General features: G+C 34.1%; 23 protein-coding genes, 2 tRNA genes and 2 riboswitches. Of the genes, 22 read left to right on the top strand and 3 right to left on the bottom strand.

The window, feature by feature from the left end; translation table 11 throughout:
• Positions 1 to 16 precede the first annotated feature (16 nt).
• The 11 genes from ACY2U7_RS08895 to aspS all read left to right on the top strand — a co-directional run bounded on the left by ACY2U7_RS08895 (position 17) and on the right by aspS (position 14,239).
• On the top strand, positions 17 to 391 hold the full coding sequence (locus ACY2U7_RS08895; RefSeq protein WP_461812295.1) for a TIGR04086 family membrane protein: 375 nt from the start codon (positions 17 to 19) through the stop codon (positions 389 to 391).
• Between the two features lie 135 nt (positions 392 to 526).
• Complete coding sequence (scfA, locus tag ACY2U7_RS08900) at positions 527 to 670, top strand: six-cysteine ranthipeptide SCIFF (protein WP_009460520.1); 144 nt, start codon at positions 527 to 529, stop codon at positions 668 to 670.
• Positions 671 to 764: 94 nt separating this feature from the next.
• Positions 765 to 2,168, top strand: a complete 1,404-nt coding sequence (scfB, locus tag ACY2U7_RS08905; protein WP_461812296.1) for a thioether cross-link-forming SCIFF peptide maturase — start codon at positions 765 to 767, stop codon at positions 2,166 to 2,168.
• A gap of 3 nt (positions 2,169 to 2,171) precedes the next feature.
• The gene (gene secD / locus ACY2U7_RS08910; protein ID WP_461812297.1) at positions 2,172 to 4,310 is read left to right on the top strand and encodes a protein translocase subunit SecD; all 2,139 of its coding nucleotides are present in this window, start codon (positions 2,172 to 2,174) and stop codon (positions 4,308 to 4,310) included.
• Between the two features lie 66 nt (positions 4,311 to 4,376).
• The gene (gene recJ, locus ACY2U7_RS08915; RefSeq protein WP_461812298.1) at positions 4,377 to 6,092 is read left to right on the top strand and encodes a single-stranded-DNA-specific exonuclease RecJ; all 1,716 of its coding nucleotides are present in this window, start codon (positions 4,377 to 4,379) and stop codon (positions 6,090 to 6,092) included.
• 70 nt (positions 6,093 to 6,162) lie between these two features.
• A complete protein-coding gene (locus ACY2U7_RS08920; protein WP_461812299.1) occupies positions 6,163 to 6,687 on the top strand; it encodes an adenine phosphoribosyltransferase in 525 nt (174 codons plus the stop codon).
• A gap of 23 nt (positions 6,688 to 6,710) precedes the next feature.
• Positions 6,711 to 9,011 carry a RelA/SpoT family protein gene (locus ACY2U7_RS08925; RefSeq protein WP_461816269.1) on the top strand — a complete coding sequence of 767 codons (2,301 nt, stop codon included), beginning with the start codon at positions 6,711 to 6,713 and terminating at the stop codon, positions 9,009 to 9,011.
• Between the two features lie 9 nt (positions 9,012 to 9,020).
• Positions 9,021 to 9,644 (top strand): MBL fold metallo-hydrolase, encoded by a 624-nt coding sequence (locus tag ACY2U7_RS08930; RefSeq protein WP_461812301.1) that lies wholly within the window; start codon positions 9,021 to 9,023, stop codon positions 9,642 to 9,644.
• 84 nt (positions 9,645 to 9,728) lie between these two features.
• Positions 9,729 to 11,171 (top strand): coproporphyrinogen dehydrogenase HemZ, encoded by a 1,443-nt coding sequence (gene hemZ / locus ACY2U7_RS08935; protein ID WP_461816270.1) that lies wholly within the window; start codon positions 9,729 to 9,731, stop codon positions 11,169 to 11,171.
• Positions 11,162 to 12,418: a histidine--tRNA ligase gene (hisS, locus tag ACY2U7_RS08940; RefSeq protein ID WP_461812303.1), complete on the top strand. Its 1,257-nt coding sequence runs from the start codon at positions 11,162 to 11,164 to the stop codon at positions 12,416 to 12,418. The genes hemZ and hisS overlap by 10 nt, the downstream gene beginning before the upstream one ends.
• 18 nt (positions 12,419 to 12,436) lie before the next feature.
• A complete protein-coding gene (gene aspS, locus ACY2U7_RS08945) occupies positions 12,437 to 14,239 on the top strand; it encodes an aspartate--tRNA ligase (protein WP_461812304.1) in 1,803 nt (600 codons plus the stop codon).
• A gap of 56 nt (positions 14,240 to 14,295) precedes the next feature.
• On the opposite strand, the gene ACY2U7_RS08950 is transcribed toward aspS, so the two are convergent.
• Positions 14,296 to 14,859 carry a CD3073 family putative ECF transporter S component gene (locus ACY2U7_RS08950; protein WP_461812305.1) on the bottom strand — a complete coding sequence of 188 codons (564 nt, stop codon included), beginning with the start codon at positions 14,857 to 14,859 and terminating at the stop codon, positions 14,296 to 14,298.
• 221 nt (positions 14,860 to 15,080) lie between these two features.
• Between ACY2U7_RS08950 and ACY2U7_RS08955 the strand changes: the two genes are divergently transcribed.
• Positions 15,081 to 15,668: a CD3072 family TudS-related putative desulfidase gene (locus ACY2U7_RS08955; protein WP_461812306.1), complete on the top strand. Its 588-nt coding sequence runs from the start codon at positions 15,081 to 15,083 to the stop codon at positions 15,666 to 15,668.
• A gap of 13 nt (positions 15,669 to 15,681) precedes the next feature.
• Here the strand turns inward: ACY2U7_RS08955 and ACY2U7_RS08960 are convergent, their stop codons facing one another.
• Positions 15,682 to 16,317 carry a lactate utilization protein gene (locus ACY2U7_RS08960; RefSeq protein WP_461812307.1) on the bottom strand — a complete coding sequence of 212 codons (636 nt, stop codon included), beginning with the start codon at positions 16,315 to 16,317 and terminating at the stop codon, positions 15,682 to 15,684.
• Between the two features lie 156 nt (positions 16,318 to 16,473).
• On the opposite strand from ACY2U7_RS08960, the gene ACY2U7_RS08965 reads away from it, so the two are divergent.
• The 8 genes from ACY2U7_RS08965 to ACY2U7_RS09000 all read left to right on the top strand — a co-directional run bounded on the left by ACY2U7_RS08965 (position 16,474) and on the right by ACY2U7_RS09000 (position 22,568).
• A tRNA-Gly gene (locus ACY2U7_RS08965) sits at positions 16,474 to 16,545 on the top strand.
• A 44-nt stretch (positions 16,546 to 16,589) separates the two neighbouring features.
• Positions 16,590 to 16,661: transfer RNA gene (locus ACY2U7_RS08970), tRNA-Gly, on the top strand.
• A gap of 38 nt (positions 16,662 to 16,699) precedes the next feature.
• Positions 16,700 to 17,344, top strand: a complete 645-nt coding sequence (locus ACY2U7_RS08975) for a GntR family transcriptional regulator (RefSeq protein WP_461812308.1) — start codon at positions 16,700 to 16,702, stop codon at positions 17,342 to 17,344.
• A 223-nt stretch (positions 17,345 to 17,567) separates the two neighbouring features.
• Entirely contained in the window at positions 17,568 to 19,028 is a 1,461-nt protein-coding gene (locus tag ACY2U7_RS08980; RefSeq protein WP_461812309.1) for an APC family permease, read from the top strand.
• Positions 19,029 to 19,113: 85 nt separating this feature from the next.
• Positions 19,114 to 19,213: riboswitch (THF riboswitch) on the top strand.
• Between the two features lie 74 nt (positions 19,214 to 19,287).
• Positions 19,288 to 19,848: a folate family ECF transporter S component gene (locus ACY2U7_RS08985; RefSeq protein WP_461812310.1), complete on the top strand. Its 561-nt coding sequence runs from the start codon at positions 19,288 to 19,290 to the stop codon at positions 19,846 to 19,848.
• 16 nt (positions 19,849 to 19,864) lie between these two features.
• Positions 19,865 to 20,713 carry a thymidylate synthase gene (thyA, locus tag ACY2U7_RS08990; protein ID WP_461812366.1) on the top strand — a complete coding sequence of 283 codons (849 nt, stop codon included), beginning with the start codon at positions 19,865 to 19,867 and terminating at the stop codon, positions 20,711 to 20,713.
• 12 nt (positions 20,714 to 20,725) lie between these two features.
• A complete protein-coding gene (locus ACY2U7_RS08995; protein WP_461812311.1) occupies positions 20,726 to 21,235 on the top strand; it encodes a dihydrofolate reductase in 510 nt (169 codons plus the stop codon).
• Positions 21,219 to 22,568, top strand: a complete 1,350-nt coding sequence (locus ACY2U7_RS09000; protein WP_461812312.1) for an MATE family efflux transporter — start codon at positions 21,219 to 21,221, stop codon at positions 22,566 to 22,568. Before ACY2U7_RS08995 ends, ACY2U7_RS09000 begins: the two co-directional genes overlap by 17 nt.
• Positions 22,569 to 22,825: 257 nt before the next feature.
• Here the strand turns inward: ACY2U7_RS09000 and mgtE are convergent, their stop codons facing one another.
• Positions 22,826 to 24,157: a magnesium transporter gene (gene mgtE, locus ACY2U7_RS09005; RefSeq protein WP_461812313.1), complete on the bottom strand. Its 1,332-nt coding sequence runs from the start codon at positions 24,155 to 24,157 to the stop codon at positions 22,826 to 22,828.
• Positions 24,158 to 24,322: 165 nt separating this feature from the next.
• A riboswitch (M-box (ykoK) riboswitch) is annotated at positions 24,323 to 24,492 on the bottom strand.
• 121 nt (positions 24,493 to 24,613) lie between these two features.
• Between mgtE and ACY2U7_RS09010 the strand changes: the two genes are divergently transcribed.
• Together ACY2U7_RS09010 and hslO are read left to right on the top strand one after the other, a co-directional pair.
• Entirely contained in the window at positions 24,614 to 25,369 is a 756-nt protein-coding gene (locus tag ACY2U7_RS09010) for a class I SAM-dependent DNA methyltransferase (protein ID WP_461812314.1), read from the top strand.
• A gap of 2 nt (positions 25,370 to 25,371) precedes the next feature.
• Positions 25,372 to 26,250 (top strand): Hsp33 family molecular chaperone HslO, encoded by an 879-nt coding sequence (gene hslO, locus ACY2U7_RS09015; protein WP_461812315.1) that lies wholly within the window; start codon positions 25,372 to 25,374, stop codon positions 26,248 to 26,250.
• Positions 26,251 to 26,253: the final 3 nt, after the last annotated feature.

Genomic DNA, 26,253 nt, shown 5'->3' on the forward strand with positions numbered 1-26,253 from the left:
TGAAGGAGGAGTTTTTGTGGGAAAGAAAGAAAAGAAGGATTTGAAAGGAATATGGTTGTTGAAAGCGCTTTTGATGGCGTATGCGATAACAGGAGTGTTGTTGATGATACTAGCACTTTTGTTATATAAAATAGATTTAGATGAGCAAAAAGTGACAATGGGAATTATTGCAACCTATATTATTTCTACGTTTGTTGGTGGTTTTATTATGGGAAAATTGGTAGAAAACCAGAAGTTTATGTGGGGACTTGTTTTGGGAATGATTTATTTTTTATTACTTTTCCTTGTTTCATTTATGGTTAATCATCATTTACAGAATAATGGAACGAATCTTATGACAACATTTTTGCTTTGTGCAGGAGGTGGAATGCTTGGGGGAATGTTATCATAGCATATTTATACAGACAGTTTATAGACGGGATTATATAGCCTTGTATATGAAGGAAGAGTTGCAAAAAAGACTTTAAAAACAGAAAATACTGTGTTATAATGAAGAAAGTTAATGTATATTCAAGGAGGAATTGATATGAAACACATCAAAACATTAAATGCACAGACATTAAATAATACAGTGAAAAAAGGTGGCTGTGGAGAATGTCAGACATCTTGTCAGTCAGCATGTAAGACATCATGCACAGTAGGAAACCAGACTTGCGAACAGAAGAAATAATAAAGATTGCATAGTCAGAACTGGGCAGCGGCTTCGGTCGCTGTTTTTTCTTGTTAAGACAGAAAAATGTTTAGATAAAGAAAGGAGAAACATTGTGATTCATCAGTACAAGAATAACGGGTATGATATTGTCTTAGATGTTAATAGTGGTTCGGTTCATGTAGTAGATGATATGTGTTATGACATAATTGACTATTTAAATAAACTAGGTGTTGAAGATAATATGGAATTACTTAAAAAAAGCGACACACTAGAGAAGATGAAAACGGACTTGGGAGAGACATATCCCGTAGAAGAGATTGCGGAGGCGTTTGAGGATATTAAAGAACTTACAGAAGCTGGGCAACTTTTTACAAAAGATATTTATGAGGACTATATAGGAGAAGTAAAGAAAAGAAAGACGGTTGTAAAGGCTTTATGTATACATATTGCTCATGATTGTAACTTGGCTTGTAGATATTGTTTTGCAGAAGAGGGAGAATATCACGGGCGAAGAGCATTGATGTCATATGAAGTAGGGAAAAAGGCGTTAGATTTCTTAATTGCTAACTCGGGAAATAGAAGAAATCTTGAAGTAGATTTCTTTGGGGGAGAGCCTTTAATGAATTGGAAAGTAGTTAAAGACTTAGTTGCCTATGGAAGAGAACAAGAGAAGATACATAATAAAAATTTCCGATTTACTCTTACAACAAATGGGGTGCTTTTAAATGATGAAGTACAAGAGTTTGTTAATAAAGAAATGGATAATGTTGTTTTGAGTCTTGATGGAAGAAAAGAAGTCAATGATAAAATGCGTCCATTTAGAAGTGGAAAAGGAAGTTATGATTTAATTGTTCCGAAATTCCAAAAATTAGCAGATAGCCGTGATCAACAGAAATATTATATAAGGGGAACATTTACAAGAGATAATCTTGATTTTTCAAAAGATGTTTTGCATTTTGCAGATTTGGGATTTGAACAGATATCTATTGAACCAGTTGTAGGAGAAGAAAGCGATTTCTATTCTATTAGAGAAGAAGATCTTCCACAAATTTTTGAAGAATATGATACATTGGCAAAAGAAATGATCAAACGTGAAAGAGAAGGAAATGGATTTACGTTCTTCCATTTTATGCTTGATTTGGATGGTGGTCCATGTGTTGCCAAACGGTTATCAGGTTGTGGTTCGGGAACAGAATATTTGGCAGTTACTCCATGGGGAGATTTGTATCCATGTCACCAGTTTGTAGGTGAAGATGACTTCCTTATGGGAAATGTTGATGAAGGAATTACTAAACCAGAAATAGCAGATGAATTTAGAGGATGTAGTGTATATTCTAAAGAAAAATGTAAAAATTGTTTTGCTAAATTTTATTGTAGTGGTGGTTGTATGGCAAATTCATATAAATTCCACGGTTCTATTCATGATACATACGGTATCGGATGTGAGATGGAAAGAAAACGTGTTGAATGTGCAATTATGATAAAAGCCGCATTGGCAGATAAGGAAAGGGTGTAAAAAATGAAAAAAAGCAAAGGCGTCATCAGCCTGCTTCTTGTAACTGTTTTAACAGGACTTCTTGTTTTTACAACAGTTGTTGGATTTGGAAGTGGACATATTGGTGCAGCAAAAAACATTAAGTTAGGTCTTGACTTGGCGGGTGGAGTAAGCATTACATATCAGGCAAAAGGGGATAAACCGTCAGAGAAAGAAATGAGCGATACTGTTTACAAATTGCAGAAACGTGTTGAACAGTATAGTACAGAAGCGGGAGTTTATCAAGAAGGCGATGATCGTATTTCTATTGAAATTCCTGGAGTGACAGATGCAAATAAAGTGTTAGAAGAGCTTGGAAAACCAGGGTCATTGAAATTTCAAGATGCAGAAGGAAAAGTTGTATTGGACGGAACGGATGTAAAAAGTGCCACAGCACAAATTCAAGAAGATCGTTCTGGAAATAAGAAAAATATGGTTTCCCTTGAAATGACAAAAGAAGGTAGAAAGAAATTTGCAGATGCAACACAGAAAAACTTAGGAAAACCAATTGCTATTGTTTATGATGGACAAGTTATTAGCAGCCCTACTGTAAATAGTGCGATTACAAATGGACAGGCTGTAATTGAAGGTGACTTTACATATGAAGAGGCTGAAGAGCTTGCTTCAACAATCCGTATTGGTGGACTTAGAGTAGAATTAGAAGAAATCAACTCAAGTGTTGTAGGGGCTCAGCTTGGTGAAGAAGCAATTAGTACAAGTTTATTAGCAGGTGGAATTGGTTTAGCGATTATTTTTGTATTTATGTGTGTTGTATATCTTCTTCCAGGATTGGCTTCAAGTATTGCGTTATGTATTTATACTGGAATGATTCTCGTATTATTAAATGCATTTGATATTACATTAACACTACCAGGTATTGCAGGTATTATTCTTGGTATTGGTATGGCGGTAGATGCGAACGTTATCATTTTTGCCAGAGTAAAAGAAGAATTAGCAGCAGGAAGAAATGTAAAGACAGCTTTGAAAAAAGGATTCCAGAAAGCATTATCTGCAATTGTTGATGGAAATGTTACAACTTTAATTGCTGCTTTAGTATTGGGATTAAAAGGAACAGGTAGTGTAAAGGGATTTGCTCAAACATTAGCTTTAGGTATTGTTGTTTCTATGTTTACGGCACTTGTTGTAACAAGAATAATTATTTTTGCACTATATGCGGTTGGACTTAGAAGTGAAAAATTATACGGCGTTCAAAAAGAAAGAAAAACGATTAATTTCCTTGGCAAAAGAAAAGTATGCTTTATTATTTCTATTGCGCTTGTATTAAGTGGTTTTGTGGCAATGGGAGTACATAAATCACAAAAGAATGATATATTGAATTACAGCCTTGAATTTAAAGGTGGTACAGCAACAAATGTAACTTTTAATGAAGACTATTCGATTAAAGAATTAGATGCAAAAGTAACTCCGGTTATCGAAAAAGTTACAGGTGATAAAAATGTACAGATGCAGAAAGTAAAAGGGACAAAACAAGTTGTTGTAAAAACACAAGTGTTAGATTTGAAAAAGCGTGAAGCGTTAAATAAATCACTTGTAGATCAATTTAAAGTGGATGCAAAGAAAATCACTTATAATAACATTAGCTCGACAGTAAGTTCGGAAATGAGAAGAGATGCTATTATTGCTGTGTTGATTGCCACTGTATGCATGTTGATTTACATTTGGTTACGATTTAAAGATTTCAGATTTGCAAGTAGTGCTATTTTAGCATTATTGCATGACGTGTTAGTTGTACTAGCATTCTATGCAATTGCAAGAATTTCTGTTGGAAATACATTTATTGCTTGTATGCTAACCATTGTAGGATATTCAATTAATGCGACGATTGTTATTTTTGACCGAATTCGTGAAGAGTTAAAAACAGGTAGTAGAAAAGATACAATTGAAGAAGTTGTAAATAGAAGTATTACTCATACACTTACAAGAAGTGTTTACACATCATTCACAACATTTGTTATGGTAGCAGTACTTTATGTTCTAGGTGTAAGTTCTGTAAAAGAATTTGCAGCGCCACTCATGGTTGGTGTAATTGTTGGAGCATACTCATCTGTTTGTATTACAGGTGCATTGTGGTATGTGATGAAGAAAAAAATTTCAAAAAAATAAGAAAAAGATTAAACGGGGGATTATTTAATCCCCCGTTTCGTCTTATGGACGAAGGTGGAAACGAAAATGGAAAAATGGTTTTTAACGAGAAAAGGTGCTGATTTTCAAGAGATTAGTCAGAAATTTCATGTTAGTCCTATAATTGCTAGATTAATTCGAAATAGAGAAGTTGTTGGAGATGATGAAATAGAGTTCTATCTTCATGGAACTATAGAGAATTTATATGATGGAATATTGATGAAAGATATGGCTGTAGCAGTTGATATTGTTAGAGAAAAAATTCAAGAGAAAAAAGAAATTCGTATTATAGGGGATTATGATATTGATGGTGTAAATGCCACATATATTTTGTTGGAAGGAATTGAAAAACTTGGTGGAAATGTAAGTGTAGATATTCCAGATCGAATGAAAGATGGGTATGGGTTAAACAAATCTTTGATAGATCGGGCATTTGAAAGTGGTGTAGATACGATTATTACATGTGACAATGGTATTGCTGCACGAGAAGAAATAGCTTATGGAAAAAGTCTTGGTATGACAATTATTGTGACAGATCATCATGAAATACCGTATGAAGAAATAGAAGGAAACGTGCACTACCTACTTCCACCAGCAGATGCTGTGGTGGATCCAAAAAGAAAGGAATGTGAATATCCTTTTCCACATTTGTGTGGTGCAGGGGTAGCTTATAAATTTATAGAAACACTGTTTAATGTGGAAGGAAAAGATATTGCGGAGATTGAATATCTGATCGAAAATGTAGCAATTGCCACTGTTGGTGATGTTATGGATTTGATTGGCGAAAACCGTATTTTTGTAAAATATGGATTAGAAAAAATCAAACAAACAAAGAATTTGGGATTAAAAGCACTCATGGAATGCACTGGAATAGATATTGAAAGACTATCTTCTTATCACATTGGATTTGTGATTGGACCATGTTTAAATGCGAGTGGACGACTAGATACTGCCAAAAGAGCGCTAAAACTTTTAAGAGCGAAAACAAAAGCCGAGGCAGATGAATTGGCTGGAGATTTAAAAGCGCTTAATGACAACAGAAAAGAACTAACTGCAGAAGCAGTCGAAGAAGCGATTGTACAAGTGGAAAATACTGCTCTAAAGGAAGATAAAGTGCTTGTGATTTATTTGCCACATTGTCATGAGAGTCTTGCGGGGATTGTAGCTGGAAGAATTAGAGAAAAATATTATAAACCTACATTTGTTTTAACAAATGCGGAAAAAGGTGCAAAAGGATCGGGACGTTCTATAGATACATATCACATGTATGATGAGATGATAAAATGTAAGGATTTACTTGAAAAATTTGGTGGACATAAATTGGCAGGAGGATTGTCTATTCCGATTGAAAATATTGATCTGTTCCGTAGTAGATTAAATGAAAATTGTGAATTGCGCGCAGACGATTTATACGAAAAGATATCTATAGATATGCAATTGCCATTGGCTTATGTAAGTGAGTCACTTATTGGGGAACTGGAATGTTTAGAACCATTTGGCAAAGCAAATCCGAAACCAATATTCGCAGAAAAAAATATTCAGATCAAAGAAACTAGGATATTAGGAAAAAATAATAATGTGTTAAAGTTGCAACTTGTAGATGACTACGGTACGAGAATGGAAGGAATATATTTTGGCGATGTGGAAAATTTTATGGAAGCAATCGAAAAGAAAAATGGAAAAATAAATATTACATACTATCCGACGATCAATGAATACAGAGGAAGAAAAACAGTGCAGATTGTCATACAGAATTATCAATAGTATATTGGATTTATAGGAGAAAAGTGTTATAATAATATAGACATTTTGTAGAAAATTGGAGGCGGTAGATATGAAGCCGATAGAGGATTATATAAGAAGTATTCCGGATTTTCCGGAAAAAGGAATTATTTTCAGAGATATAACAAGTGTTTTAGAAGACCCAGATGGATTACATTTAGCAATTGATTTGATGCAGGAAAAGATAGGTGAAGATGACTTTGATGTTGTTGTTGGACCTGAATCAAGAGGATTTATTTTTGGAGTTCCAATTGCATATAATATGGGTAAACCTTTTGTTCCTGTTCGTAAAAAGGGTAAATTACCATGTGAAACAGTTTCTATCCAATATGATTTAGAGTATGGAAGTGCTGAGATTGAGATGCACAAGAACTCAATCAAACCAGGACAGAAGGTTGTTATTGTAGATGACTTGATGGCTACAGGTGGAACAATGGAAGCTATTATTAAATTGATAGAAGGAATGGGCGGAGAAGTAGTTAAGATTGTATGTTTAATTGAATTAGCAGGATTAGAAGGACGTAAAAGATTAAAAGATTATACAATGGAAGCAGTAATTACATATCCAGGTAATTAGATTAGCAGAAGGGAGGTATTATTATGGGACAGGACAGTATCATGGAGAATCCCTACGAAAATTTAGACATTATAGATGGTCATGCAGTAAAAGCGCCAGAAGATTATCAGGATTCAGATAAACTGTATCATGCCTTGATTGCAAGAATTAGGAAATACCACCCATCTACAGACATTTCCCTAATTGAAAAAGCGTATAAAATTGCAAAAGAAGCACATGAGGGACAGAAAAGAAAATCTGGTGAAGCATATATTATTCATCCGACATGGGTAGGGTTGATTCTTGCTGATTTAGAGTTAGACAAGGAAACGATAGCAGCAGGAATCTTACATGATGTAGTAGAAGATACAATTATGTCTGAGGAAGAGATTACAAAAGAATTTGGAAGTGAAGTTGCGCTACTCGTAGATGGAGTAACAAAACTAGGACAGTTATCTTATTCAGCGGACAAGTTAGAAGTACAAGCAGAAAATTTAAGAAAAATGTTTCTTGCAATGGCAAAGGATATTCGTGTTATATTAATTAAACTTGCCGACAGGTTGCATAATATGCGTACATTGCAATTTATGAGACCTGAAAAACAAAAAGAAAAAGCAAGAGAAACGATGGATATTTATGCTCCGATTGCCCAACGTCTTGGTATTTCGAAGATTAAGACAGAGTTAGATGATTTAGCGTTGAAATATTCTCAACCAGAAGTTTTTTATGATTTGGTGAATCAGATTAATGCAAGAAAAACGGAGAGAGAAGAATTTGTACAACAGATTGTGGAAGAAGTTCGTAATCATATGGAGAATGCGAATATCAAGGCAGAAGTATATGGAAGAGTAAAACATTTTTTTAGTATTTATAAGAAAATGGTAAATCAAGATAAAACAGTAGATCAAATTTATGATTTGTTTGCTATTAGAATTATTGTTGATTCGGTAAAAGATTGTTATGCTGCACTTGGAGCTATTCACGAAATGTATACACCAATACCAGGACGTTTTAAAGACTACATTGCAATGCCAAAGCCGAATATGTATCAATCTTTGCATACAACTCTTATGGGGCCATCAGGTCAACCTTTTGAAATTCAAATCCGTACGGTTGAAATGCATAAAACTGCAGAGTATGGTATTGCGGCGCATTGGAAATATAAAGAATCTGGTGGAAGCGAAAAAAGTGTTGCGACTCGCGCAGAAGAAAAACTAAGTTGGCTTAGACAGATTTTAGAGTGGCAACAAGATACAGATAATCGGGAATTTTTATCCTTACTGAAAGGCGATTTGGATTTATTCGCAGAAGATGTATATTGTTTTACACCAAATGGAGATGTGAAAAATCTTCCAAATGGTTCTACTCCTGTAGATTTTGCTTATGCAATTCACAGTGCAGTAGGAAATAAAATGGTTGGAGCTCGAGTAAATGGTAAGTTAGTACCAATTGATTATAAAATTCAAAATGGTGATAGAATTGAAGTTCTTACTTCGCAAAATTGCAAGGGACCTAGTCGTGATTGGTTAAATATTGTGAAGAGTACGCAGGCAAGAAATAAAATTAATCAATGGTTCAAAAAAGAATATAAAGAAGAAAATATTATTCGAGGAAAAGAAATGTTGGCAGCTTACTGTAGGGCAAAAGCATTAGTCCTTAGTGATTTAACAAAACCTAAATATATGCAAGTTGTACAACAAAAATATGGATTTAGAGATTGGGAAGCAGTTCTAGCAGCACTAGGACATGGAGGTTTAAAAGAGGGACAAATTGTCAATCGACTACTAGAAGAGTACAATAAAGAGCACAAAGAAGCTATTACAGATGAAACTATTTTGGAGAAAGTATCTGAGGCTGCAAAAAATAAGGTACATGTTACGAAATCAAAAAGTGGTATTATTGTCAAAGGAATTGATGATATAGCAGTTCGATTTTCGAGATGTTGTAATCCTGTTCCAGGAGATGAAATTGTCGGATTTGTTACACGAGGAAGAGGAATGTCTATTCATCGAACAGATTGTGTAAATATTATTCATTTATCCGAAAGTGAACGTGCAAGATTGATTGATGCAGAATGGGAACAGGAAGAAGAAAAAGGAGTTGGCCAATATGTAACTGAAATTCGCATGTATGGTGTGGATAGAACAGGATTACTTATGGAGATTTCTAAAGTATTTACAGAAAATAAGATTGATGTAAAATCGATGAATGCTCGAACAAGTAAGCAAGGAAAGGTTACATTGGAAATTGGATTTATTGTACACGGAAGAGAAGAACTTTCAAAAGTGATAGAAAAACTTCGTCAAATAGATGGAGTTATAGATATAGAACGTGCAGTAAGTTAGGAGACAAACATGAGAATAAAAACCATAGTAGCAGGAATAGTCAGTACAAATTGCTATATAGTAAGCAATGAAGAAACGAAAGAAGCAATTATTATTGATCCGGGGTATTGCTCTAAAAGCTTAAAAGAGTATCTTTTAGATGAAAAACTATTAGTGAAAGCGATACTTCTTACACACGGACATTTTGATCATATATTAGGGTTAGATGGCTTGTTGGAAATGTATAATGTTCCAGTATATGTTCATGAAAAAGAAGAAAGTTTGATTGAAGATGCGGTTTTAAATCAATCGAAAACATATACAAATGGATATACTTTTACAAAAGCGACATACGTAAAAGATGAAGAAGTGTTAAATTTAATAGGATATTCATTTCGGGTAATTTATACTCCTGGACATACAAAAGGAAGTGTTTGCTATTACGTGGAAACGGAAGATGTTTTGTTTAGTGGTGATACACTTTTTTATGCATCGGTTGGAAGGACGGATTTCCCAACAGGAAATACTTCTGAATTGGTTTGTTCAATTCAGCAAAAGCTAATGTGCTTACCAGATGATACGATTGTTTATCCAGGGCATATGGGAGCAACCTCGATCGGTTATGAAAGAGAACAAAATCCTTTCATTCGCTAGAAAATAAAGCCGAAAGATTGTGGAACGGGACGTATTTTTGGAAGAAAAAATTACGTCCCTTATTTTATAAAAGAGAGAGAAAAAATGGTTGATATTTATTTAAAAGAAGATTTTTATGCATATGATGCTTTTCACATTATAAAAGGTTTCTTGCCAAATGAAGAAATCAAGCAACATATAGATGATAAAAGAAATGAAATAATTTCTATAGAAATAAATAATGAAAAAATATTAGAAATTCAAGAAATCAGTAGATATAATATTGAAAAGAAAGAAAATAAGAATGAAGTAAATAAAAAAATTTACTTAGCAATGGAAAAGTATACGAGAAAAAGTATGGCATGGGGGATTCTTACTGGGATAAGACCAACGAAAATATTAATGAAAGAATTAGAAAAAGGAGTGCCAGAAGAAAAGATCAAACAATGGTTTCAACAACGTTATCTTGTGTCTGAAAAGAAAACAGAATTGGGAATGAAAATAGCAAAAAGAGAAAAAAGTCTATTAGAAAAATTGGATTATCAAAATGGATATAGTCTTTATATAGGGATTCCGTTTTGTCCAACTACATGCACATATTGTTCTTTTACTTCTTATCCGATCAAAGCATGGGAAAATAAAACAGAAGAATATTTGGAAGCGCTTTGTAAAGAAATTTCTTTTGTGGGAGAGGTTTCTAAGGAGAAAAAGTTGAATACGATTTATATGGGCGGAGGAACTCCAACTACTTTAGAAGCGAGACAATTAGATATACTGTTAACCCATATAGAGAAAACATTTTCTTTAAATGAATTGAAAGAGTTTACAGTAGAAGCAGGACGCCCGGATAGCATTACCAGAGAAAAGTTGGAAGTTCTTAAACAACATAAAATTACTCGCATTTCTATTAATCCACAGACAATGCAACAGAAAACCCTGGATGCGATAGGGAGAAAGCATACAGTAGAAGATGTTATAAATGTATATCATATTGCGCGAGAATTAGGGTTTGATAATATCAATATGGATTTGATAGCAGGATTATCAGGAGAGACAATTTCAGATATGCAAGATACTCTTGAAAAAATAAAACAATTGCAACCGGATAATCTTACAGTACATTCTTTGGCGATTAAACGAGCTTCTAAGCTAAATCAGAGCGAGATGAAAAAAGAATTGGTTAATCAATCAGAAACATTATCAGAAATGATTGAACTTGCTGGTCAGTATGCAAAGGAAATGGAATTAATTCCATATTACTTATACCGTCAAAAAAATATTGCAGGAAATTTTGAAAATGTTGGTTATGCAAAGGTTGACAAAGCAGGAATATACAATATACTTATTATGGAGGAAAAACAATCTATTATTGCTGTTGGAGCAGGGGCTTCAACAAAAATTGTTCTTCCGAAAGGGAAAGAAATACAAGATAAAAAATCTGGACAATTGAAAAATATTGTGCGCATAGAAAATGTGAAAGATGTAAATGCGTATATTACACGTATTGATGAAATGATAGAGAGAAAAGGAGAATGGCTATGGCGTTAAAGAAGAAAGCGATGAAGGGCATGAAAGATATGTTGCCAAAAGAAATGGAGATTAGAGACTATGTCATTCATTTAATTAAGGAAACATACAGTACATTTGGATTTTCTTCCATTGAAACACCATGTGTAGAACATATAGAAAATTTATGTAGTAAACAAGGCGGAGAAAATGAAAAGTTAATTTTTAAAATTTTAAAACGTGGAGAAAAATTAAAGTTAGATACAGCTCAAACAGAAAATGATGTGGTGGATGGAGGTCTTCGTTATGATCTTACTGTACCATTATGTAGATATTATGCAAATGCGGCAAATGAACTTCCATCTCCATTTAAAGCGTTACAAATGGGAAATGTGTGGCGCGCCGATAATCCACAGCGTGGACGTTTTCGTCAGTTTATGCAGTGTGATATTGACATTTTGGGTGAACCAACTAATTTAGCTGAAATTGAATTGATCTTGGCTACAACAACTTTGCTTGGTAAATTAGATTTCAAGAATTTTACAATTCGTATCAATGATAGAAAAATTTTAAAAGCAATGGCAGCTTATAGTGGATTTGCAGAAAAAGATTATGACAATATTTTTATTATTTTAGATAAAATGGATAAAATTGGTTTGGACGGTGTTGCAAAAGAGTTAGAGGCAAATGGATATGCAAAAGAGGCTATAGATAAATATTTGGCATTGTTTAAAGAAATAACAAATGATGTAGAAGGTGTTCGCTACTGTAAAGAGAAATTAGTTGGATTTCTGGATCAAGAAACTGCTGATGGGTTGGAGATGATTATTACAAGCGTAGATAGTGTAAAAGAAGCAGAGTTTAAGATTAGTTTTGATCCGACTTTAGTTCGTGGAATGTCTTATTATACAGGAACCATTTTTGAAATTGCTATGGATGAATTTGGAGGTTCTGTAGGTGGCGGTGGAAGATATGACGAAATGATCGGAAAGTTTACTGGCCAACAAACGGCGGCTTGTGGATTTTCAATTGGATTTGAGCGTATTGTTATGCTATTGCTAGAAAGAGGATATAAAGTGCCAACAGCAAAAAATAAAAAGGCGTTTTTAATTGAAAAAGGAATGAATCAAGAAGAATTATTAAAGGTACTTTCGTTTGCAAAAGAAGAACGTTTGGCAGGTAATCAAGTACAAATTAGTATTATGAAAAAAAATAAAAAATTCCAAAAGGAACAACTTTCTTTGGAAGGATACAATGATATACAGGAATTTTTTAAAGATAAATTATAAAGAAAGCAGGGGAAAAAAATGGCAGAATCAATGCAGGGACTAAAAAGAAGTCATAGATGTGCAGAACTTAGCAGTAGTAATATTGGAGAAACAGTTACTGTTATGGGATGGGTGCAAAAAAACAGAAACAAAGGAGGACTTGTTTTTGTTGATGTAAGAGACCGTTCAGGAATTGTACAGGTTGTTTTTGAAGAAGGAAGTGTTTCAACAGAATTAATTGAAAAAGCAGGAAGTCTTCGTTCGGAATATGTAGTAGCAGTTGTGGGAAAAGTTGCTAAACGTACAGGGGCAGTGAATGAAAATCTTGCTACAGGTGATATTGAAATTCTTCCAATAGAACTTCGTATTTTATCAGAATCAGAAACACCACCGTTTCCTATTGAAGAAAATAGTAAAACAAAAGAAGAAGTTAGACTGAAAAATCGTGTGTTAGATTTAAGAAGACCAGATTTACAAAGAAATCTTATTATGAGAAGTAAAGTTGCTACATTAACACGCCAATTTCTTGCTGAAGAAGGATTCTTAGAAATTGAAACACCAATGTTAATTAAAAGTACTCCAGAAGGAGCAAGAGATTATCTTGTACCAAGTCGTGTGCATCCAGGAAGTTTTTATGCGTTGCCACAGTCACCACAGATTTTTAAACAGCTGTTAATGTGTGCTGGATATGATAGATATTTTCAGATTGTAAAATGTTTCCGTGACGAAGATTTGCGTGCAGATAGACAACCGGAATTTACACAGATTGATATGGAATTGTCATTTGTAGATGTAGATGATGTAATAGATGTAAATGAAAGACTACTTGCAAAGGTCTTTAAAGAGATTTTAGGTGTAGAAGTTTCCCTTCCAATTCAAAGAATGACATGGCAAGAAGCAATGGATAGATTTGGTTCTGATAAGCCAGATATTCGTTTTGGTATGGAGTTGACAGATGTTTCTGAAGTAGTAAAAGATTGTCAGTTTGTTGTGTTCAAAAATGCACTTGAACAAGGTGGTAGTGTTCGTGGAATTAACGCAAAAGGGCAAGGAACAATGCCACGTAAAAAAATTGATAAATTAGTTGATTTTGCAAAAGGATATGGAGCAAAAGGGTTGGCATATGTTGCGATTCAGGAAGATGGAACAATAAAATCTTCATTTGCTAAATTTATGAGTGAGGAAGAAATGACAGCACTCGTAAATGCAATGGGTGGAGAAAACGGCGACTTATTGTTATTTGCAGCAGATTGTAATAAGGTTGTTTGGGATGTTCTTGGAAATCTTCGTTTAGAGATTGCACGTCAGTTAGAAATGTTGGATAAAAATGAATATAAATTTTTATGGGTAACAGAATTCCCATTATTAGAGTGGAATGAAGAAGCTGGAAGATATACAGCAATGCATCATCCATTTACAATGCCTATGGAAGAAGATTTACATTTGATTGATACAAATCCAGGCAAAGTTCGTGCGAAAGCATACGATATTGTTTTAAATGGAACAGAACTTGGTGGAGGAAGTGTCAGAATATTTAATCAGGAAATACAGAACAAAATGTTTGAAGTATTAGGCTTTACCAAAGAACAAGCAGAAGAACAATTTGGTTTCTTATTAAATGCTTTTAAATATGGAGTCCCACCTCATGCAGGACTAGCTTATGGATTAGATCGTTTGATTATGCTTATGGCAAAACAAGATAGTATTCGTGACGTGATTGCATTTCCAAAGGTTAAAGATGCTTCGGATTTGATGACAGAAGCACCAGCAGGGGTAGATCAAAAACAATTAGATGAATTAGGATTAGCCATTGTTATAAAAGAAGAAAAAGTAGAAGAATAGAAGTTATATATGAAAAATCGGGATAACATATAAAATGATGTGTATCCCGATTTTATTTATATATTTTTGTGTGGTTTAAAGTTTTTTGGCAACGCAGAAATAAGTAAGTATACTAAAATCATAGAACCGATTTTATCTAATAAGTTATTAAAAAGTTTTGGAAGGAAAGAAGCTGTAAAAATACTTGTTCCACTTTGTTTTAAAAACATAACGGCGATATCAGAAACAGTTCCGGTAAGTCCACCATATATTGCAATGCCGATTGGAGTTCCAATAAGGGGGGCAACAATGCCGATGAGAATACCTACCAAAATAGTATTTAAAAAGGTGAAATTTATTTTGCGAAAAGCAAAACCTACAATTATTCCAATTGCAATACTTACGAGCATGAATGGAATGCCAGAAAGTGAACCACTAAAAACACTTGTTAAAAGATTAGTTGCACCTCCTACAGCGGCACCATACCAAGGACCAAACAGTATAGCAATAAATATGGTTCCCATAACATCAAGATAAAAGGGAAATTTAAGAGCTGCGGTTACAATACCGAGAACGATATTTAATGCAACGGCAAGACCGCAAAATACCATTCGGGTAGTTGGTGAAAATGATTTGTCCATTTATTTTTCCTCTTTTCGTTAAATATATTTTCATTTTAACAGTTTTTATAAAATAAGGATAATTGATTTTTAACATATATTTATTGATATATTCAATAAGAAAATTAGGAAAGAACATGATATAATTAGTATAGGAAACGGTTATGAAGAATGAACATCCTTGATGAAAGTCCACAATGGTATTATTGGTTATGACAATATTGAAAAGAAAGGAGCCGTTGATGTATACGATTACAAATACATCATACAAGAATATAATGAAACAAAAAATAGTATTTGTTAGCCATTGTTTTTTTAATGATGCGGCAAAATTGAAAAACCCAAATTTATTTGAACTGGAGAAAGAGAGAACTAATAAAAGAAAGTTTTTGAAAAAAATATTAGATCAGGGTATAGAAATTGTTCAACTTCCTTGTCCTGAATTGATTTTATATGGAGTAAATCGTTGGGGACATGCGGCATCTCAGTTTAATACTGCGTTTTTTCGCAAAGCGTCTAGAAAAATGTTAGAACCGTATATTCTCCAAATAGAAGAATATAGTTCTTGCCCAGAGCGGTTTGAAATTTTAGGAATTGTTGGAATTGATGGAAGTCCAAGTTGTGGTGTGAAATTTACATATGATGGAGAATGGGGAGGTGAATTTACCGGGAACGAGAATGTGTTATCAGTATTAAGTGGTTTGCAAAAAGTAGAAAAATCGGGGATCTTTATAAAAGTGATGAAAGATATGCTTATGGAGAAAGGATACGAAATTCCATTTTATTCCTTGGAAGATTTTGAAAAAATATCTTCTAGAAAGAAACTCTAGAAGATATAATGATTTAAAATCCAAGTGTTTCGCCAATTAAAATCACCTTGATTCTTCCAATGTGTCTAGAATGTCTTGTGATTACCACTTGACAACACATACAATCTTCTCCATGACAATTTCCGCAATGTCCATTAAGATTGCAAGGTGTTTTTTTGTTTAGCGAAACTGCGTTGATAGAAGCGGCGGTATTTTGTACGCGTGAGATTCCAGTGTTCACATCTGGAACTACTTTATTCATCCCAACAAGGAGAATAACATGTTCAGGTCCGTGAATAAGACAGGCAACACGGTTTCCATTTCCGTCAATATTGATGAGTTCTCCGTCAATAGTAATCGCATTAGAACTCATAAGAAAGTAATCTGATGTAATACAATTGATGTAAAACTGGCGCTTTTCTTCTTTCGTTTTGGCAAAAAAGGGGTCGATAATATGATTAGAAGAATTTTTTAAAACATCTATCAATCCTGTTTCTTTTAGAGTGGAAGAACCACCAAAACTAACAGTAGAATTTTTGCCTATAATGTTCATTGCCAAAGAAATGGCGGACCTGCTATCGGCACAATAAAATCCTTCTATATTACGTTTGGAAAGATTTTTAATAATGGTGTTTGCAAGGGTCTCATAAGCTTGTTGTTTTGGATTCATGTGATGGTCTCCTTTGAATGTATTTATATTTAAAAAATATACTATCATAAATCAATTTATAGGTCTACAAATAAATAGATTGAAAAATAAAAAAGATGTTGACAAAAAGAAAAATCCAAAGTATAATGAATACTGTTCTGAAAAACAAAAGGATATGCACGAGTGGCTCAGTGGTGGAGTATCGCCTTGCCAAGGCGAGGGTCGCGGGTTCGAATCCCGTCTCGTGCTTTTGTGAAAAATTTAATAAGTATTCTGATAAATAGAACAGATATGCACGAGTGGCTCAGTGGTGGAGTATCGCCTTGCCAAGGCGAGGGTCGCGGGTTCGAATCCCGTCTCGTGCTTTTTTTGTATATAAAATTATAAATTTGGAGGGGGATCTATGGAAAAGAAATTGAAAAACGAAGTGGGAATCCCTAAATATCAACAGATTGCTGCAGATATTGCGTATAAGATTGTGGATGGAACTTATACAGAGGGAATGAAAGTATATGCAAGATCTTCTATAGGAAGTCGATATGGAGTATCATCTGAAACGGCGAGAAGAGCAATGTGCGTATTGTCTGATTGGGATGTTGTGGAAGTTGCAAAGAATAGTGGAGTTGTTATTAAATCACAAGATAATGCTAAGAATTTTTTGCAACAGCACCAGCATATGCAGTCTATACAAAGTTTGAAAAGAAATATTTTGGAAAATGTGGAAAAGCAGCAAAAAGCGACAAAAGAATTATATGGATATTTAGATGAGGTTATTAAGAAAATTGATAATTATCGATCTATTAATCCGTTTATACCATATGAACTTGTTATTACAGAAAAAACACCTTATTTAAATAAAACGGTAGGTTCAATTAATTTTTGGCAAGAAACATTTGCTACTGTAATTGCTATAAGGAGAAATGGAATTTTGATTATGTCTCCAGGTCCTAAAGCTGTTTTTCGATTACATGATATTGTGTATTATACAGGAGATGAAGAATGTCCTGATCGAGTGAGAGGATTTATGTATCCAAAAGTGAATGAATAAGTAAAGAAGTCCCTAATGATCAATGAAAAATATTGATGATTAGGGATTTTTTGTATATTTTTCTATACAATATGTAGAAAATAAAAAGAAAAAATTTGTATATTTTTTCACAAAGTAATACTTGAATAAATGACAACTTTAGAATATAATAAAGTTGTTACTTAACTGGCAACTTGTGTAAATGTTAAAGTTGTCATACATGAACAGAATGTGAGGAAAAAATATGGGTGAGAAAAAATCAAAGTATGATAAAGTCTTAAGTTCAAAAGATATATTTGTCATTGCGTTTGGAGCAATGATTGGCTGGGGCTGGATTGTTATGACAGGTGAATGGATTCATTATGGTGGCAGTATCGGAGCAATGATTGCATTTGGAATTGGTGGATTCATGGTTCTATTTGTAGGTCTGACGTACGCAGAGTTAACGTCAGCGATGCCAGAATGTGGAGGCGAGCACATATTTAGTTTAAGAGCGTTTGGAAAAAATGGTTCATTTGTTTGTACATGGGCGATTATTTTAGGATATGTTGGAGTTGTAGCTTTTGAAGCATGTGCTTTTCCAACAGTTATTAAGTATATCGCACCTTCACTTGTGACAAAGGGATATATGTATACAATAGGTGGGTTTGACGTATATGCTTCTTGGGTTGCGGTTGCAGTAATTGCGGCAATCATTATTACTTATATAAATTATAAGGGAGCGAAAACAGCAGCGAATGTGCAGACGATTCTTACAGTTGTTATTGCATTGGTTGGAATTGCATTAATTGCAGCATCTGTAGTTCGTGGGGATACAGCTAATCTTGATCCAATGTTTTTAAAAGGAAATGAAGTTGGTGGTGTGTTTAAAGTTGCAGTTATGACGCCTTTTATGCTTGTTGGATTTGATGTTATTCCACAAGCTGCAGAGGAAATTAATATTCCATTTAAGAAAATTGGTAAAATTATTATTTTCTCTATTTTTATGGCGGTTGCATGGTATGTATTAATTATCTTGGCTGTTTCGCTTATTATGTCAAAAGGTGATTTGAGTATATCTGAATTGGTAACAGCTGATGCAATGAAAAAAGCATATCTAAATAGTGATATTGCCTCTACAGTATGTATTTTAGGTGGTATTATGGGTATCGTTACAAGTTGGAACTCATTTTTTATGGGAGGTTCAAGAGCGATTTCTGCATTGGCTGAATCTCATATGGCTCCATCATTTTTGGCAAAAGTAAACAAGAAAACAAAGACACCAACAAATTCAATTCTTTTAGTAGGGCTCATTGCAGTAGTAGCACCGTTCTTTGGAAAATCCATGATGACTTGGATTACAGATGCAGGTAGTTTTGCAGTTTGTCTTGCGTATCTTATGGTTTCGGCGTCTTTCTTAAAATTGAGAAAAAGTGAACCAGATATGAATAGACCGTACAGAGTGAAAAATGCGAAGGTTGTTGGAGGTATGGCGGTTCTTACAACAACAATTATGTGTCTTCTTTATGTATTGCCAGGAAATTCGCAACTTATCGTTGAAGAATGGATAATTGTAGGTGCATGGATTGTTTTAGGAATTGTGTTCTATGGTTATGCTAGAAAACAGTATAAAGAAAAATTTGGTACACGTAAAAAGCTGATTTATGAAGATGTCATAGAAGAAAGTTCGACAAAGCGTAATGAAAATGTGGCTGTAAAAGCATAAGTAAATAAAAAGATGCAAAGAGGATAGAAATTCTTTGCATCTTTTTTCATACTATGATACAATTTCTAAGAAAATAAAATAAGAAAGCAGAGTAGAAATATGTGCGTTAAGTGCCAATCAGACGGGGAGTTGCTGATCGGACGAAAAGTAAAGAACTTGCGGTACATATTTTGCATCCCGCTGCTACACATGACAGATATGGTTGTACTGTATACCTGCTATGCGTGGCTTGAGGACTACTGCAAAGGAGGTATTTTTTATGGAACAAATGAAAAAACAGTTTAAGGACTCCTGGCAAGAGTTGAAGCATGTAAAGACAATTGTAGTGACAGCGATGTTTATTGCAATAGGAGTTGTACTTGGATTCTTTTTTACAATTCAAGTAACAGATTTTTTGAAAATTGGCTTTTCTTTTATTGCAAATGAAATGACAGCGTTGTTATTTGGTCCAGTAGTTGGAGGGATTATGGGTGGTGTAACTGACATCATTAAGTTTGTATTAAAACCTACTGGAGCATATTTTTTTGGTTTTACGTTTAATGCAATTTTAGGAGCGGTTATTTATGGGATGATTCTATATCATCATCCAGTTACGTTTAAGAGAATTTTAGTTTCAAAAATTATTGTAGCAATTATTGTAAATGTGTTTCTTGGAACGTATTGGTTGCATATCATGTATGGAAAAGCGTTTTGGGCGTTGATTCCGGTTAGATTGTGGAAACAGGTTATGTCTGTACCAATTGAAAGTTTTCTATTTTACATAGTGGCGAAAGCGTTGTCAGAAGCAAGAGTTCTTGAATTGGTTAAGACAGAAAAATAAAGGAGTTGATAGGAAAGTGAGTTATGCAGATAAAATATTTATAGAAATGTGTCGTGATATTATTGATAATGGAGTGAGTACAGAAGGAGAGAAAGTGCGTCCAAAATGGGAAGATGGAAGTTATGCGTACACAATGAAAAAATTTTGTGTAGTAAATCGTTATGATTTAGCGAAAGAATTTCCAGCATTGACATTAAGACGTACAGGAATCAAAAGCTGTGTAGATGAAATGCTTTGGATATGGCAAAAAAAATCTAATAATATACATGATTTAAACAGTCATATTTGGGATAGTTGGGCAGACGAGGACGGTTCTATAGGGAAAGCATATGGTTATCAGATGAGTGTAAAGCATCAGTACAAAGAAGGGATGATGGATCAAGTAGATAGAGTGATTTATGATTTAAAAAATAATCCATATAGTCGTCGTATTATGACGAATATTTATGTTCATCAAGATTTACATGAAATGAATTTGTACCCATGTGCGTATAGTGTTACATTTAATGTGACAAAGAAAAAAGATAGCGATAAATTAGTATTGAATGCTATTTTAAATCAACGTTCACAAGATGTTTTGGCGGCAAATAATTGGAATGTATGTCAGTATGCAGTGCTTGTTCATATGCTTGCTCAAGTATGTGATATGCAAGTGGGAGAACTTGTTCATGTTATTGCAGATGCACACATTTATGACAGGCATATTCCGCTAATTGAAGAATTAATCACAAGAGAATCTTATCCGGCACCAACATTTTGGCTTAATCCAGATATAAAAGATTTTTATGAGTTTACGCCAGATGATGTAAGGTTAGATGATTATAAGACAGGGCCGCAAATCAAGAATATTCCAATTGCGGTATAAGGAGGAATGGGAATGAATTTAATCGTGGCAGTAGATAATAATTGGGCAATTGGTTGTGGGAATAGACTTTTAGTTAGTATTCCGGCAGATATGAAGTTTTTCCGAGAAACTACTATGGGAAAAGTTGTTGTTATGGGAAGAAAAACTTTGGAAAGTTTTCCAGGAGGACAACCACTGAAAAATCGTACCAATATTGTAATTACAAGAGATAAAAACTATAAAGTGAAAGATGCGATTGTTGTTACAAGTGTAGAAGAAGCGTTAGAAGAATTAAAGAAATATGACCAAGAAGAGATTTATGTTATTGGGGGAGAGAGTATCTATAGACAGTTTCTTTCATATTGTAAAACAGCATATATAACAAAGGTGGATCACACTTATGAGGCAGATACATATTTTCCAAACTTAGATGAAATGGAAGAGTGGAAAATGACAGGGATTAGTGATGAACAAACATATTTTGATTTGGAATATATATTTACAAGGTACGAGAGAGTGAAAGAGAATGAAGAAACACATTAATTTGTTAGAAGGACCAATTTTACCATCTTTGTCAGGATTGGCGCTTCCAATTATGGCTACATCACTTATTCAGATGGCATATAATCTTACAGATATGATTTGGATTGGAAGAGTAGGCAGCTCGGCTGTAGCAGCAGTGGGAGCAGCAGGAATGTACATGTGGTTGGCGAATGGATTGGCTACATTGGCAAAAATGGGAGGACAAGTAAAAGTAGCGCAAGCATTAGGTGCAAAAAAAAATAAACAAGCAGTGAGTTATGCAAAAAGTGCATTGCAGTTAGGCATAATATTAGGACTTGTTTACGGTGTGTTGGCTATTATACTAGCAAACCCATTGATTGATTTTTTTAAGTTAAATAGTGCACAAGTGGTTGCAGATGCCAAAATTTACTTGCAGATTACTTGCGGAGGAGTGATTTTTTCCTTTTTGAATCAAATTTTCACAGGAATTATGACAGCAATGGGAAATAGTAGAACATCTTTTGTGGCAACTGCAACTGGATTGGTTATCAATATTATTATGGATCCAGTTTTGATTTTTGGCATAGGTCCATTTGTGAAGATGGGGGTTATGGGAGCAGGAATTGCAACTGTTTTTGCACAAATGATTGTAACGGGTGTGTTTATTTTGTCTGCGTTTAGAGATGAAATTATTTTTCGGAAGGTACATCTTTTAGAAAAGGTGGATAAAGAAAGCTTAACGGAGATTGTGAAAATTGGTTTTCCGACAGGTGTGCAAAGTATGCTTTTTACTAGTATTTCAATGGTTATTGCGCGAATGATTGCGGGGTTTGGCGATAGTGCGGTGGCTGTTCAAAAAGTTGGCTCTCAGATTGAATCTATTTCATGGATGACAGCAGAAGGGTTTGGTGCGGCAGTGAATGCCTTCATGGCACAAAATCATGGAGCGAATAATAAAAAAAGAATTGTACAAGGATATAAAGTGGCAATGCGCATAGAAATTGTTTGGGGAATTTTTTGTACATTTGTACTTATGGTGTTTCCAAAAGTTATCTTTAAAATTTTTATCCCAGAAGCAGATGTGCTTCCAATGGGAGTGGATTATTTGAAAATTTTAGGAGTATCTCAACTTTTTATGTGTATTGAATTGACAACGGCTGGAGCGTTTTCAGGATTAGGAAAAACAATTCCTCCGTCAATTTCTAGTATTATTTTAACAGCTGGACGTATACCTATGGCGATAGTACTTACATCAACAGTCTTAGGTTTAAATGGAATTTGGTGGAGTATTACTATTTCTAGCATTTTTAAAGGTGTTGTTTTAGTGATCTGGTTTTTGGTGTATTTAAAGAAAATGTTATCGGAAAAGTAGTAAATAGAAAACAAGTCTGAGATTTTGTGTATACCCTCTTTACTAGAAAAACTGAGGTATCACCTAAAAGTTAGAGTTTATTAGCAAGGCAGCTATGAGTTGTCTTGCTATTTTTGTTATGTAGATATAGGCTCATCGATTGAAGTTTCATTTAGCAATAAAAATACCACCCCGCAATCGTTAGAGTTTATATCTAACTTTTTGGGGTGGCGGAACAAAGTTCAGGAAAGCATCCGTCCTAGTTTTGCTTACTAATTTTACAAAGAAAATATTTTGGTTGCGATAGAAAAATAAATAATAATTGAACAAGTATCTACTAGTGTTGTAATAAGAGGTGCTGCCATAATAGCAGGATCTAAACGCAGTTTTTTTGCAAAAAGTGGAAGAATACAGCCAATTAATTTTGCAATAACAACCGTTGCAATTAAGGAAAGTCCAATTACAATAGAAAGTTTTGTATCGTGATACATTAAAAAAATACGGATTCCATTTGCAACGGCAAGCCCAGCACTGACTAAAAGTGCAATACGAAATTCTTTAAACATAACACGGAAAATGTCTGAAAATTTAATTTCTTCTAAAGCGAGTCCACGAATAATTAAAGTTGAACTTTGTGAGCCACAGTTTCCTCCTGTATCCATCAACATTGGGATAAATGATACAAGGAGTGGGATAGCCGCAAAAGCATTTTCATATTTAGCAATGATTGAGCCTGTGATAGTGGCAGAAAGCATTAAAATTAATAGCCACAAAAAACGATTTTTTGCATGAGAAAAGACGGAAGTTTCAAAATAAGATTTCTCACTAGGATTTACAGCAGCCATAATTGTGATATCTTCTGTTGCCTCATCTACCATAACATCCATGGCATCATCGACAGTAACAATACCGACCATTAAGTCTCCGGTATCTACTACTGGAACAGCAAGAAGGCCATATTTAGAAAAAAGTTTAGCAACTTCTTCTTTGTCAGTATGAGTAGAAACAGAAATGATTTCAGTTTCCATAATATCTTCGATGATGGTATCATCATCTATTGTCATTAAATCTTTGGCAGATACAATTCCAATTAAGTGACGATGTTCAAGGACATAGCAAGTATAAATCGTTTCCTTATGAATTCCTACAGCTTTAATATGCAACATAGCATCTTTAACTGTCATAGATTTTTTTAAATTAACGTATTCAGTTGTCATGATGCTTCCAGCACTGTCATCGGGATAATTTAGCAATTGATTGATGCTATTTCTTTTTGTGCTGTCAACAGTATCTAGAATTCTTGTAACCAGATTGGCTGGAAGTTCTTCTAACATATCAACAGTATCATCCATATATAAATCATCTAGCAACTCTTTCAATTCTTTTTCTGTAAAGATATTTACAAGATAAGTCTGCATGGAGTTATTCATATTAGAAAATACATCAGCAGCTTTATCTTTGGGGATGAGACGAAATGCTAAAGCAAGTTCTTTGTCTTCTAATTCAGAAAGAAGTAGGGCAATGTCCACTGCATTCATCACATCTAAAATGCTTCGAATGGCTTTGAACTCTCTTTTTGATAAGAGTTCCATAAAAATAGTTGTATCCATGACGATATCTCCTTTTTAATTTTTTTATTCTGTTTAAAAATATTAAAATATACCTACTGGCCCCAGCATCCATTGCCCTCACCTGCCTTTCTGTTTAAAATTGAATATAGACTATAATAAAAAACCTTGTCACTGCTTAAACAACGACAAGGTATAAAAATACTCCCACAATGTGCATCGTTCAAGCTTTAGTATCATAGGGCATAAAAATTGCATTAGGTTATGCCTTGTTCCGACATAGCCTGCTAACCAACTAATCGTGTCTCCACAATTTTGCGGCAGCAATCTTAGGAAAATCCAAATCCCTATGGTAACCTCACCTACCGAGTCTATTTATTTCTTTTATTATTCTAACGCGGAATAAATGGTGTGTCAAGAGAAATAGCGGGATTGATTTTAAATAAAAAGATATGTTATAATTAAACAGATTGTATTTTAGAAAGAGGTGATTTCCCAGTGGAAGCATATACAAGTTTTGCATCTGTGTATGATACGTTTATGGATAATATCCCATATGAAGAGTGGAGTGTTTATGTAGAAGAATTACTGAAAGAATATGGTGTGAGAGACGGCTTAGTGGTAGAACTGGGGTGTGGAACAGGAACAATGACAGAATTACTATCGGCGTCAGGATATGATATGATTGGAATAGATAATTCAGAAGAAATGCTGGAGATTGCCCTTGAAAAGAAATTATCTTCTGGACATGATATTTTATATCTTTTACAAGACATGAGAGAATTTGAATTATATGGTACGGTAAAGGCTATTGTTAGTGTATGTGATTCTATTAATTATATTATGGAAGAAGATGAATTAATGACAGTTTTTAAACTTGTAAATAATTATTTAGATCCTAAAGGAATATTTGTTTTTGATTTTAATACCATTTATAAGTATCAAGAACTTTTAGGGGACAGGACGATTGCAGAGCAAAGAGATGAGTGCAGTTTTATTTGGGATAATTATTATTATGAAGAAGAGAAGGTAAATGAGTATGAATTGAGTTTGTTTATTCGAGAGCCGGAGTCAGAGTATTATAGAAAATACGAAGAGACACATTATCAAAAAGCGTACAGTTTGGAAGAGATTAGGCGTCTTGTGGAACAATCAGGCTTAGAATATATAACAGCTTATGATGCGTTTACTCATGAAGAACCAAGAAAAAATAGCGAACGAATTTATGTAATAGCAAGAGAAAGAGGAAAATAGAAATGAAAGATTATATTGTAAGAGCAACGGCAGGAAATAATCAAATACGTGCCTTTGCAGCAACAACAAAAGATGTAGTAGAAAAAGCAAGACAGGCTCATAACACAAGTCCGGTTGCAACAGCAGCACTTGGAAGACTTTTAACAGGTGGAGCAATGATGGGAAGCATGATGAAAAATGACACCGATATGCTTACAATTCAGATAAAATGCGATGGACCAATTAAAGGCTTGACTGTTACAGCAGATAGGCATGGGAATGTGAAAGGATATGTGGAGAATCCAAATGTGATGTTGCCACCGAATAAACAAGGCAAATTAGATGTTGCAGGTGCATTGGATTTAGGTGTGTTGAGTGTTATTAAAGATATGGGATTAAAGGAACCCTATGTTGGACAGACGATTTTGCAGACAAGTGAAATTGCAGAAGATTTAACATATTATTTTGCTACATCAGAACAAGTTCCATCTTCAGTTGGTTTGGGTGTGTTAATGGAAAAGGATAATACAGTAAAACAAGCTGGGGGATTTATTGTACAGGTTATGCCATTTGTTGAAGAAGCTGTATTGTCTAAATTGGAAGAGAATATTAAGAAGATTTCTTCTGTTACAGCAATGTTAGATAAAGGATATACACCTGAAAATATTTTAGAAGAAGTGTTGGCCGGATTAGATGTGGAATTTACGGATACAGTTTCAACACAATTCTATTGTAATTGCACGAAAGAAAGAGTAGAAAAGGCAATTATTAGTATTGGAAAGAAAGATATACAGGAAATGATCAATGATGGAAAAGAGATAGAAGTGAACTGTCATTTCTGTGATACAAATTATACATTTTCGGTGGAAGAATTAAAAGAAATGTTAAAAAGGAGTAGATAGATT

The organism is Faecalimonas sp. (genome assembly GCA_029264305.1).
In the GTDB taxonomy this organism is placed as follows: domain Bacteria; phylum Bacillota; class Clostridia; order Lachnospirales; family Lachnospiraceae; genus Faecalimonas.